The 12,002-nt window shown below is 40.7% G+C and carries 15 protein-coding genes; 6 read left to right on the top strand and 9 right to left on the bottom strand.

The genetic code is table 11. The features are described 5' to 3' along the window. Position 1: 1 nt before the first annotated feature. From G7061_RS02855 to G7061_RS02840, 4 genes are all read right to left on the bottom strand, one after another. Positions 2-253: a hypothetical protein gene (locus G7061_RS02855; protein WP_166118744.1), complete on the bottom strand. Its 252-nt coding sequence runs from the start codon at positions 251-253 to the stop codon at positions 2-4. A 52-nt stretch (positions 254-305) separates the two neighbouring features. Then, positions 306-578, bottom strand: coding sequence for a DUF2752 domain-containing protein (locus tag G7061_RS10990; protein WP_370456905.1), 273 nt, complete (start codon positions 576-578; stop codon positions 306-308). An 82-nt stretch (positions 579-660) separates the two neighbouring features. After that, positions 661-1,017 (bottom strand): TM2 domain-containing protein, encoded by a 357-nt coding sequence (locus tag G7061_RS02845; RefSeq protein ID WP_159635721.1) that lies wholly within the window; start codon positions 1,015-1,017, stop codon positions 661-663. Positions 1,018-1,090: 73 nt separating this feature from the next. After that, positions 1,091-2,452 carry an FAD-binding oxidoreductase gene (locus G7061_RS02840; protein ID WP_166118741.1) on the bottom strand — a complete coding sequence of 454 codons (1,362 nt, stop codon included), beginning with the start codon at positions 2,450-2,452 and terminating at the stop codon, positions 1,091-1,093. Positions 2,453-2,622: 170 nt separating this feature from the next. Between G7061_RS02840 and G7061_RS02835 the strand changes: the two genes are divergently transcribed. From G7061_RS02835 to G7061_RS02825, 3 genes are all read left to right on the top strand, one after another. Next, positions 2,623-2,865, top strand: coding sequence for a (4Fe-4S)-binding protein (locus G7061_RS02835; protein WP_236262211.1), 243 nt, complete (start codon positions 2,623-2,625; stop codon positions 2,863-2,865). Position 2,866: 1 nt separating this feature from the next. Next, positions 2,867-3,142, top strand: coding sequence for a GNAT family N-acetyltransferase (locus G7061_RS02830; RefSeq protein ID WP_159635727.1), 276 nt, complete (start codon positions 2,867-2,869; stop codon positions 3,140-3,142). A gap of 79 nt (positions 3,143-3,221) precedes the next feature. After that, on the top strand, positions 3,222-5,111 hold the full coding sequence (locus G7061_RS02825; RefSeq protein ID WP_166118737.1) for an alpha-glucosidase: 1,890 nt from the start codon (positions 3,222-3,224) through the stop codon (positions 5,109-5,111). Between the two features lie 9 nt (positions 5,112-5,120). Here G7061_RS02825 and G7061_RS02820 read toward each other — a convergent pair whose 3' ends face one another. After that, entirely contained in the window at positions 5,121-5,564 is a 444-nt protein-coding gene (locus tag G7061_RS02820) for a GNAT family N-acetyltransferase (protein WP_166118732.1), read from the bottom strand. A 9-nt stretch (positions 5,565-5,573) separates the two neighbouring features. Then, the gene (locus G7061_RS02815) at positions 5,574-6,269 is read right to left on the bottom strand and encodes an MgtC/SapB family protein (RefSeq protein ID WP_159639549.1); all 696 of its coding nucleotides are present in this window, start codon (positions 6,267-6,269) and stop codon (positions 5,574-5,576) included. A 91-nt stretch (positions 6,270-6,360) separates the two neighbouring features. Here G7061_RS02815 and G7061_RS02810 point away from each other — a divergent pair, with 91 nt between their 5' ends. Together G7061_RS02810 and G7061_RS02805 are read left to right on the top strand one after the other, a co-directional pair. Then, positions 6,361-7,308: a TIGR01212 family radical SAM protein gene (locus G7061_RS02810; RefSeq protein ID WP_166118727.1), complete on the top strand. Its 948-nt coding sequence runs from the start codon at positions 6,361-6,363 to the stop codon at positions 7,306-7,308. Between the two features lies 1 nt (position 7,309). Continuing rightward, the gene (locus tag G7061_RS02805) at positions 7,310-8,095 is read left to right on the top strand and encodes a pseudouridine synthase (RefSeq protein WP_166118723.1); all 786 of its coding nucleotides are present in this window, start codon (positions 7,310-7,312) and stop codon (positions 8,093-8,095) included. A 30-nt stretch (positions 8,096-8,125) separates the two neighbouring features. Here G7061_RS02805 and hflX read toward each other — a convergent pair whose 3' ends face one another. Genes hflX through G7061_RS02790 form a run of 3 tightly spaced genes read right to left on the bottom strand, consistent with a single transcriptional unit; the run spans position 8,126 to position 11,541 of the window. Beyond that, the gene (gene hflX / locus G7061_RS02800) at positions 8,126-9,394 is read right to left on the bottom strand and encodes a GTPase HflX (protein ID WP_240914425.1); all 1,269 of its coding nucleotides are present in this window, start codon (positions 9,392-9,394) and stop codon (positions 8,126-8,128) included. Then, positions 9,384-10,862 carry a HAMP domain-containing sensor histidine kinase gene (locus G7061_RS02795; protein ID WP_166118719.1) on the bottom strand — a complete coding sequence of 493 codons (1,479 nt, stop codon included), beginning with the start codon at positions 10,860-10,862 and terminating at the stop codon, positions 9,384-9,386. The genes hflX and G7061_RS02795 overlap by 11 nt, the downstream gene beginning before the upstream one ends. After that, the gene (locus tag G7061_RS02790; protein ID WP_159639553.1) at positions 10,852-11,541 is read right to left on the bottom strand and encodes a response regulator transcription factor; all 690 of its coding nucleotides are present in this window, start codon (positions 11,539-11,541) and stop codon (positions 10,852-10,854) included. Before G7061_RS02790 ends, G7061_RS02795 begins: the two co-directional genes overlap by 11 nt. A 132-nt stretch (positions 11,542-11,673) precedes the next feature. On the opposite strand from G7061_RS02790, the gene G7061_RS02785 reads away from it, so the two are divergent. Continuing rightward, a complete protein-coding gene (locus tag G7061_RS02785) occupies positions 11,674-12,000 on the top strand; it encodes a hypothetical protein (RefSeq protein WP_166118715.1) in 327 nt (108 codons plus the stop codon). The last annotated feature ends 2 nt before the right edge of the window (positions 12,001-12,002 follow it).

The following is a 12,002-nucleotide window of genomic DNA, read 5'->3' as shown; positions in this document are numbered from 1 at the left end:
GTCATTGCTGCGATGTGGTTTTTTTCTGTTCATGCACAACCATTGCAAGGATTGCTAGACCCTCGAAGACCAATATTATGCCGATATGTTGTACATTCCATACTTTATAGGTATTTCCATCCCGTACAACACCAAGGGGTGGTGTCGCACCAGCCGCAACATCTGTTGGACTTTGAGTCGTAACATAAGGTGGAAAATAGGTGATTAACCCCACAAGTAATGCCACAGCAATTACTGGGTAAATTTTTTTCATAGGACCTCCGGACTTAACTAGAACACAAAAGGAGCTTGTATACACATGCTCCTTAAGGTATGACAAATAATGTTAGTCGTATGAGATAGATGATCAAAAAGGCTGAGACACCTACCACACTTAAAAATAGATACCGTTCTTTATGTGTCGACATGTATAGAATGATGACCAGCAACAGTAATGGTGCCCAAAGAAAGAGCGGATGATACCAAAATGCATCCCCAAAATTTCCTTGAAGTGCAGCTAACCATGCGCGTGTCGTCCCACAAAAGGGATCAGGGACACCCGTTATCGCACGGATCGGACAGGTAAAGGGCGTTAGCATAAAGAATAAAGCATACGCAATCGCCGTTACCCCTAAACCTACATATAATCGTTGCGGAATTTTTTTTAAATCGTTAAACATGCTAGTAACGAAGGAATTCATTCATTTTTTGATAGTTGATTTCACGTGTACGTTCTTGTATCAAGAATAGATCAATCAACCATAACACGCCACAGCCACCTGCAGTGAATAGTTTTAATAACCCCATGCCAATATCACCAATAAAGAATCGGTCGATACCAAGAGTTCCCCCAACTGCTGAAATAATTAAGGATACAGTTGGATCCTTAAAATCTAGTGTACTGACGTAACGCACGCGATCTTCTGGCATGAGTCGTAGTCGTTGTGCAATCTCATGACGTTGTGAACTAGGAAAGTATTTTCCATTGTTCAACATAAAGATGTCAATATATTCATTTGTTTGTGTATGTGTTTCCATAGTTTACACCTCGTTTCTAATACCATTATATCTGTATTAGTCGATTAATACAACGTACATTTTTGTAAGTTAGTTAGATTACTTTTGTTGGATTCAGTCTGTTCTCTGGATCAAATGCTGTTTTAATTTTTCGCATCATATCCAAATACAGCGGTTGTGTCATCTTATGGAAATAAGGTTTCTTAATTAATCCAATGCCATGTTCTGCTGAAGGAAGTCCACCTAATTCCGCAATTCGATCATAAAGCTTTTCAAGTACGATAGCTTTCTTTTCTGCCCACGCTGCTTGATCTAAATCACCTCGCATTACACAGGTATGAAGGTTTCCATCCCCTGCATGGCCAAAACTCATGAGTTGAACTCCGTATTCAGCTTCTAAATCTTTCGTATATTCATATAATGTTGCGACATGGTTAATAGGAACTGTTTCATCCATCGTCACTTGCTCGGTATAGTTTACGACTGCTGCGAGTAAATTGTCACGGAGTTTCCAGACATTGTGCTCAAGTTCATCAGAATTGAGGGGCATAAAGGCCATTGCTTGATGTTCAGTTACGACGCGTTGCAGTTCAGTTTCGCGGCTCGCAATCGATGTCTCGGTATCACCATCAAGTGTTAAAAGTAAGTAAGATTTCCCAACTGCGACAGGGAATGTGATGCCTGTTTGCGCAACACTTAAATCCATCATATCGCGTTCAAAAAATTCTAATGCTGTTGGGTCAATACCTTCTTGAAGAATTGCAGCAACTGCACGTGTCGCCAACGTCAAATCTTCAAAGGCAACGACATATGATTTCTTATATTTTGGTAATGGAATTACTTTTAAATCAATGCGTGTAGTAATTCCCAATGTTCCTTCGGAACCGATGAATAAATCTTTTAAATCATATCCCGAACTGGATTTTACATTGATACTTCCAAGTTCAAGTGTCTCACCAGTTGCTAGAACGGTCCGTAGTGCTTTAACGTAATCACGTGTGACGCCATATTTAACTGCACGCATCCCACCAGCGTTGGTTGCGACATTCCCTCCAATTGATGAGTTCTTTGATCCTGGATCGGGGGGATAAAAGTATCCTTTGGATTCTACATATTCTTGGATTTCATGAAGCTGAACACCCGGTTCGACTGTGAGTGTCATGGTGCTTTCATCTAAGCCATGAATGCGATTCATGCGCGATAAATCAAGGACAAGTTCCTGAGCTACAGGAGCGGTTGCACCTGAAAGTCCGGTTCCAGAACCGCGGGCAATTATTTTTAAATCATGGTGAATTGCATACTTTACTGCGGCGACTACTTCCTCATGGGTAATCGGATAAAGTACTGCGTGAACACCGTCACTTTTGCCAACGTAATCATCATTAAGGATTTCAAATGGAACTGCTTCATTTACCTTAATGCGTGATGGGTCGTTGATGATTGTTTCTAATTTCATAGTTTACCTCCACTATACCCTTATTGTACTGATAATTTCTTTGCATTCCCACGGTTTTGACTGAAAATTTTAACATTCGTCGCGCAATAATGAAATTTGATTTCAAATGGTTTTTCACAAATTTGTAGATTGCCAAGGAAGCCCCTATAATTAATGAAAAGGAGGCTCTTATGATGACAGAAAAAGAATTGATTGATCAGGGATATCGCAAATATTCCGGTGAGGCTATTGATATTTTCTTTAACGGCAGTGTTTGTATTCATTCTGGAGTCTGTGTTCGCGGATTACATGACGTTTTCGACACCAACCGTCGACCATGGATTCTTGCAGATAATGCGCCAGCCGATGAGGTTGCTGCACTTATTGATTCATGCCCAAGTGGTGCCTTAAAATACATTAGAAAGGATAAATAAGATGGAAATTATAAAAGGAAACGATCGATTTTACATTATGGATCAAGAGCACGAAGTTGGTGCTGTAGAATTGTCCAGTGCTGGTGATTCACTCATCATCATTGCTTCAACCCACGTTGATGACGCATATAAAGGACAAGGTCTTGCTACCCAACTTATTGAACGTGTTGTTGAAGAAGCCCGTGCTACTGGCAAAAAAATTATTCCCCTTTGCTCGTTCGCTGTCAGTGAGTTTGAACGGAAACCCGATTACCGTGACACATTAAATAATGCTTAACATTCTCAATGAGAATGTTTTTTTGATTCACCGCGTTATCATGACACTTATGCTATAATTTTATAAAGGACGGTGTCTTATGGAAACATTCACAATGCAATCAACAATCCACGATATTTTAGACCATCCAATTGGAAAAGATATTGTATACAAGGTCTTACTCCAATTGGGTATTTCTCGTAAACTCATTGAAAATCCAGTGATTGGTAAACTCACACTCGGATCTATCCAACGCTTAGCGAAAGACCGCTTGGATCAAGCATTTTTTGACAACGCACTGCAGCTCTTGAACACTGAGACAGAATTGCCACGTAATGATGCCGTGGATGCTGAAGCGAAATGGTGGAAAGAGGCCGTTTTCTACCAAATTTACCCGCGCTCGTTTAAAGATAGTAATGGTGATGGTATCGGTGACTTACAGGGAATTATCGAAAAACTGGATTATCTAAAAGCACTTGGTGTTGATGCCCTTTGGCTCTCACCAATTTATGATTCGCCAAATGATGATAATGGCTATGATATTCGCGATTATCATAAAATCATGCAAGATTTTGGTACAATGGCAGACTTCGATGCCTTGTTAGAGGGGGTTCATGAACGTGGTATGCGTATCATTATGGATCTGGTTGTGAATCATACATCGGACGAACATGCTTGGTTCCAAGAAGCCCTTCGTGATCCCAACTCCCCAAAACGTGATTATTATTTTATCAGACCAAATCGTGATGGTACCCCACCGAATAATTGGACTTCCTTCTTTAGTGGGCCTGCGTGGAATTACTACCCCGAACAGGATGTCTGGGCGCTCCACCTTTTTTCTAAGAAGCAAATGGATTTGAATTGGACTAATGGCGCAATGCGTCAAGAAATCACCGAAATGGTCAAATGGTGGTTGGATAAAGGTATCGATGGCTTCCGCTTGGACGTAATAAATTATATTTCTAAACGAGACGGCCTCCCAGACGGAAGTGAAATTATTGGTGACATGATGGGCTTCACTGGCATTGAGCACTATTTCTTTGGTCCCGATCTTTATCGCTACTTGAACCAACTCAACCGAGATGCCTTCGCACCTTATCAATCATTTTCGGTTGGAGAAACGCCTGGTATTGGAATGGAAATGGCTAAGCTTTTGAGCGGCGACTACCGCCAAGCATTGGATATGGTATTCAACTTTGACCATCTCGAAACACCGGGACATGTTCGTTTTGATAAATATAAGTACGACCTCAATTACTACAAAGCCTACATTATGGACTATATGAAACACTATGGAAATCATTACTGGATGGCACTCTTCTTCGAAAACCATGATAATCCGCGGATGATTTCTAAGGTGAATAAAAACCCTATTTTCCGCGAAGCTTTAGGAAAATTGATTGCGACTTTATTGTTAACTCTTAAAGGTACTCCGTTCATCTTCCAAGGGCAAGAAATCGGAATGGTTAACCAACAATTCCGCTCTCTTGAAGATTTCAGAGACGTGGAGTCCATTCAGAAATACCATGAACTCGTTCAAGAGGGCATGGCGACCTATGAGGCTTTCAGTCATATCGTTGCAGGTTCACGAGATCACGCGCGAGTTCCTGTAGCGTGGACCATAGATGGTAGCTTCAGTACGGGTGAGCCGTGGATTCATAATGACCATCGCAATGCTCACATCAACGTTGATGATGCGATGCGTGACCCGCATTCGATTTATCATTTCTACAAAACTTTAATTGCGTTACGAAAAAACCACCCAGCATTTATTTATGGTGATGTTGAATTTGTGTACGAAGCAACAAAAAATTATTTCGCATATTTCAGAGTCTATGAAGGACGTCGATATTTTGTTCAAATGAATTTATCGGAAACTACGATTCCACGACATCAAAGAACCGGAAACTACAGTCCGCTTCTATCAAATTATGTTCATCACCTCGATGTAATGCAACCTTATGAAATCAACATATTTCAAGTAAAATAAAAATTGAGCTTAGCGCTCAATTTTTTTTGTTAGTACGTATTTAAGAGACTCATAGCCCTCTTTCTCATAAAAGTTAATTGCTGCTGTATTTTTCGTCCAGACATTTAAGCGAACTTCAGTAAACGGTGCCGTTTCTGTTTGAGTTTCGAGATGGGTCATAAGTTGATGTCCAATCTTTAAACCACGTGCTGCTTCATTGACACAAATATCATCGACAAAGAAAACGTCACCATCCATCCAACCAATCAAATATCCTTCTACGTGTTCATTATGTTCGTAGACCCATACGGTCATCTGTGGATTTTGGATCAAACCTTGTACTTCCGTGACTGAATATTTCGGTGTGTCTTTGGGAAAGCGTTCAGGGTATAGATCATGATGATGATTCACAATTTGAATCAACAGTTCATGTATACGGGGTGCATCTTTATTTTCTGCAATACGAATTGTCATTTTATTCCTCTATTCTAAATTTGTTGCATGAACACTAATAACCGTACTCTTGAGGGCCATCGTACTTACGAATTCACTGAATGAAAAACGGCGGCTACCTTGCACTTCAAAAATACTTGTATAAACACGTTCATTACCAAACATATCAACACGATAATTGACTTGTTGGAATTGAACATCCATCGATTCAAAAACACGCTCTATATCGTCTAATGTTTCTTGTCCACCAATATATTTGACATGCACGCGTTCTGAAAACGAAAGGTTTTGAAAGCGACGTGTTACAAATAAAATTAAGAAGAGGAAACCAAAGCCCAATACAGCAATTTCATAATACCCCATCCCCACAGCAAGCCCTAAACAGGCGACCGACCAAATTGATGCTGCGGTCGTTAATCCCGAAATATTGCGTTTAGTGACGATGATGGTTCCTGCTCCTAGAAAACCAATACCACTTACGACCTGTGCAATAAGACGAGCAGGGTCCGATCGTAAAACTCCAGTTAATTCTGGATAGGCAAGTGCTTCAGCAAGTGCTGTTGCTGCAATTTCTTGTTGAATTAAAGCTACGATTGTTGCTCCAACACCAACAATCATATGTGTTTTCAAGCCGGCATGTGCATTATTTACCTCACGCTCATAACCGATAATACCTGAAAATAATGTAACCATTGCAAGTCGTAATAAGACTTGTTCTACTGCCATAGTAATCTCCCTCCAAGATATTTCGAGTGTACTCTTATTATACCAAATATTGACCCTTTGTAGTTTACAATATACGTGATAAAATACATACATGAAAACTCTTAATCCATTCAAATATTCAAACGACAACAAGCGTTACTATACTTATAATTATTTCACCCAGAAAACTTACGGCTCCAAAGCATTTAAAGTTAGTATCGACGCGGGCTTTACATGTCCTAATCGAGATGGAACATGTGGCAGTGGCGGATGTAATTTTTGTTCTGCTCGGGGTTCTGGCGATATGATTCTCAAAGATCCAGATCTTGAAGCACAAATCGATCACTCCGAAGCAATCATGCTTCGTAAATGGCCCAATGCGAAGCGAATCGCTTATTTCCAAGCATACTCCAATACCCACGACAGCCTTGATGCTTTAAAAACATTGTATGATCCTTTTTTTGAGGATGATCGTTTTGTTGGTATTGATATCGCCACACGATCAGACTGTCTCGACGATGACAAAATTGCTTATTTTGCCTCCAAAGCGAAACGTAAAGATCTCACAATTGAGATTGGTTTGCAAAGTATGCATCCAACAACGGGTGTATGGATGAATCGTGGCCATGACTTAGACTCCGTGGCATCATGCATTACCAAATTGAAAGCTGCAGGGATTCGGACCTGTATCCACATAATCAATGGTTTTCCAGTTGAAACAACAGATATGATGCTCGAAACCTGCGACTATGTTGCCCAGTTAAATCCAGATATGCTAAAAATTCATATGCTTCATATTATCAAAGACACCAAGCTTGGTTATCAGTATACAAAGAATCCTTTTGAAATTATGTCGATGGAAACCTATGTTGATTTAGTCGTTCAACAACTCGAGCGCCTTCCTGAGACGATGGTCATTGCCCGCCTAACTGGTGACGGCATTGGATCTGACTTATTAGCACCAGAATGGACGCGACGAAAAACAATCGTATTGAATGAAATCGATAAACTCATGCTTGCTCGGAATACGTGGCAAGGTAAATATTATAAGGAGCATTAACATGAAACACGCAGTACAAAAGGATACCACCCTCAAACAAAAACAAGGTATTATTCGTCACGAAACCAGTGCCTCGCTTCGTCTCAATAAATTTGTTAGCGAATCTGGGTATGCATCACGAAGAGGTGCCGACCGCTTAATTCAAGACGGTCTTGTCATGATTAATGGACAGGTTGCTGAAGTAGGATCACAAGTTTTTCCTCAGGATACAGTGAGTGTTCGTGGTGAAACAATAAAAAAAGCGGATGATCTTGTCTACATTGCACTCAACAAACCCGTTGGAATAACCAGTACAACAGACTCCAAAGACCCAAGCAACATAGTTGATTTCATGAACTATGAATCAACCATCTTCCCAATTGGTCGTCTTGACAAAGATTCGTATGGTTTAATTTTGATGACAAACGATGGTGACATTGTGAATAAAATTTTACGAGAAGAGTACGGACACGATAAAGAATATATAGTGTCTGTTCATAAGACTTTCGATCAAGAATTTATCAATCAAATGCAATCGGGCGTCGAAATTTATAATCAGGCAGCACATACCCATGAAATAACTCAAGCTTGTGACGTTGAACGCATTGGTCCCAAAACTTTTAAAATTATTCTGAAACAAGGTTTAAACCGCCAGATCCGTCGTATGACAAAAGCCCTCGGATATCGTGTTACATCTCTAAAACGCGTTCGGATTATGCACGTTTCTTTGGATAACTTAAAACCAGGAGAATGGCGTTATCTTACTGAGTCTGAACTCATCGAAATGAACCACCGCATTTCCCAATAAAGTCAAAACACCGCTTACGCGGTGTTCTTTTTATTTAACGATGTATTGTGCGAAGCGTTCATAGTCCTCTTGGGTCAGTACCACTTTGAAATGAGCACCCTTCTCATCATACTCAATGTCTCCAATATCATATGTGGATGCAAAGTAATCTAAGATACCCAGGTCTTCAAATTTCAAAAATACTGATGCTTTCTTGAACTTGTCTGCAAGTGCATCTTCAATCAAGTCAATCAACAAATCGATATCTTCAGGATTATGAGCACTCATATATACACGATTTGACATCGTGTACCCTACAGGATAATCTACCTCGGTAGCAAGATCCACCTTATTATAAACAGTGATTATGGGCTTGTTGAGAACTTCCAAGTCGCGCATGATTGCTTCAGTGGTATCCATCTGAATATCTAAATCTGGATTGGATGCATCTACGACGTGGAGAATGACATCCGCAAAACGAATTTCTTCAAGTGTACTCTTAAAGGCTGCGACTAACGCATGGGGTAAGTTGGAGACAAATCCAACCGTATCTGTTAGAACAATGGATTGGTTGTTGTTTAAGCGTGCACGTCGCAGCGTCGTATCCAAAGTAGCGAAGAGCATGTCTTTGGCTTCAACTGTTTTAGTCTCTCCACTGTGAGTGAGTATGCCATTCATGATTGTTGATTTACCCGCGTTGGTATACCCAACTAAAGCAATAATTGGAAGACTTGATTTTAGTCGTTGTTTTCGTGTTGTTTCGCGATGTCCTACAACCTTCTCTAGTTCGTTTTGAATGTGGGTAATATTGCGTTGAATATGGCGTTTGTCAGTTTCTAATTTTTGTTCTCCAGGTCCTCGTGTTCCAATTCCTCCACCTTGTCGTGATAAATAATCACTGTAGCCAACAAGACGTGGTAAACGATACTTTAATTGTGCCAATTGGACTTGTAGCATGCCTTCCTTCGTATTGGCACGGCCAGCAAAAATATCGAGAATGAGATTAGTACGGTCGACAATTTTAACGCCAATCAATGCTTCGAGATTACGTGTCTGCGATCCCGAGAGTTCACCATTAAAAACAACCATGTCGGCTTCATACGCTTCCACTAATGCCGCTACTTCCGCAACTTTACCACTTCCAATATATGTGGCACTGTCGCGACGTTCACGTGCTTGTGTTGTCATGGCCATGACCTCTGCACCCGCAGCATCAACAAGATTAGCAAGTTCTTGCATCGATGCTTCAATGCGATAATCCGATTTCGCAAAGTCAATCCCTACAAGGATTGCCCGTTCTTTTCTTTCTTTAGTTTCCATAATCAATGTCCTGTCTATTGTGTGTCAACACAAATGTAAATGTGGTTTCCTGGTGTGGAACACTTTCCACTATTATATCAATCATATGACGTTTCGCAATCTGTTGTGCGATTGCAAGGCCAATTCCATTACCTAGCTCATTCTGTGTTCCTTGATCTTTATAGAAACGATTAAAAATATGCGGAATCTCTTCCGAAGCAATACCTTTACCAGTATCCGTGATACTTAACGAATCCCCTTTCTGTTGAAGGATAACGGTCGCATGCGGATCTGAAAACTTTATGGCATTATCAAGAATTATGGTGATCATCTGCCGTAATCGTGCATAATCACCATAAATGGCAAATGGTACTGTTTCTTTTTCATAGCGTATTTCTATCGCTTTTTGTATTGCAACAGGACGCAGTGATCGTATTGCATCACCCACAATATCATGCAGATTTACAACGTCTTTCTCTAATACAAAGTCGGTCGTATTCAGCTTTGAAAAATCGAGCAAATCATTAATCAATTTTTGTAAGTGTATCACTTCTTGAAGCATGTTTTCTTCATACTCTTCGCGTTTTTCAGGGGTTTCCACTTGACCATCACGCATCGCTTCGAGGGACCCTCGTAAAATCGTGACGGGCGTTTTTAATTCATGGGATATGTCTGCAAAAAATTCGTGGCGCATGTGGTCGAGACGGTCTCGGGCTTGTGATGCTTCGTTTAAACGTACGGCTAATGTATCAATGGATGCCGCAAGTTCGCCAATCTCATCATGTTGATGCACATCGGTTTGCACAGTGTAGTCTTCCATGGCTAATGCTTTTGATGTTTCACTCATCCGTTTCAATGGTTTCACAAACCGAATGGATAGAAAGTAAGCAACGACAACCGACAGTACCAATGCAACCGCAATGTTAATGCTTAAAACATGATACCCATGTTGAATAACCGCATCAATACCAGCTATTGGAGAGTGAACAAGCACTGCACCTACAATTTGACCATCACCATTTTGTACTGGAACACCGACAGTCACTGACTCCGAATTTAGCATTTCACTAAAGCCATCACTATAAACGGTAAATCCAGATAAAGCTTGTTTAATCATACGTTCACTATCTTCAGGTAAATCCGAAAGTTGGGTTGTGGCATTATTGTGCCCTTGACCCCTACTGATTGATTTCATTTCCTTATCAACGACCCAGACTTCACCAACCGTCGATGCTTCAAGCGATTCCAAATAAGTGCTTAGGTCACGGTTTCGCATCATTGAGCCATGTTTGTTATTTGAACTGGAATTTTCAAGGTAGGGCGATACCGAATTCGCAATTGTCTTTGCGCGAAACTCCAAGTCTGTACGGGATTGATCAAGGGTTGATTGTCGAAACATCATGGAGAAGGTCACCCCAATAATAATTGCAAAGACAAGTAACGTAATTGCAAAATATCCCACTAATTTTTGTGTCATTTTATAGCGCATGGTGGTTAACCTCAAATTTGTAGCCAACACCCCAAACCGTCGCAATTGACCATGTTTCTGATTCATACGGGGAAAGTTTGGCACGAAGTCGTTTAATATGGGCATCCACTGTGCGGAAATCGCCATAATAATCAATTCCCCACACACTATCTAACAATTGATCACGCGAAAAAACTTGATTCGGATGCTGCATCATGGTCCACAAAATCTCAATTTCTTTTTTGGTTAGTGACACCGGCTGGTTCGAAACAGTCACCTCAAAATCATCCAAGTTTACGCGCAAGGTATCGTAGGTAATTCGGTTGTGCGTATTGCTTGGTCCAATACGGCGTAAAATTGCTCGGATGCGAGCCATAACTTCAGCTGGTACAAAAGGCTTCACAACATAGTCATCTGCCCCCATATCCAAGCCCATGATACGATCATAGTCATCCCCGCGAGCGGTAATCATGATGATGGGAACATTGGATGTTTCACGAATCGTTTTGCATACTTCAAATCCATCTTTAAAAGGCATCATCACATCAAGTAAAATCATCACAAAACTGTTCTGGGCAAAGGCATCAAGAGCCTCATTCCCATCACGAGCTTGAATCACTTCATAACCTTCTTTGACGAGATATTCATTGAGTATGTGTCTAATTTTATCGGAATCATCCGCAATCAATATTTTTTTCATGTTTATCACCTTGTGACTATCGTATCATATTGTATTTCGAACTCTGTGACTTTTAGCCTTATTTTCGTCATATTTGTCATGGTTTCGTCATAATTACTTGTTAGGATGGTGGTGTAAGGAGGAATGAAGCACATGAAACATTCAAAACTGAAAGTTATTGCTGGAGTGGGGGCACTCTTTATTGGTAGTGCATTGTCCATGAACGCTATTTTTGCTGCCGATTCGACAACAACCCCAGATTCAACGACACCAACCCAAGACGTTCGTGATGGATCATGGGGACACCATAATGAGGATCATCCTATGAATCATGATGGACATCGCGGTATGCACCGCAATGGAAACGATGATTCCATGAGAACACCCGAAGAAGCACAACAGTGGCGAGAATCCCGTGGTGAACGATGCCATGGTAACGGACGTAACTCGAATGGGACACATCGCGGTTGGAATCAATAAAA

It is taken from the genome of Erysipelothrix sp. HDW6B, assembly GCF_011301115.1.
GTDB lineage: Bacteria > Bacillota_I > Bacilli_A > Erysipelotrichales > Erysipelotrichaceae > Erysipelothrix > Erysipelothrix anatis.
The sequence above is the reverse complement of the archived record's forward strand: the minus strand, read 5'-3'. Positions and strand labels throughout refer to the sequence as shown.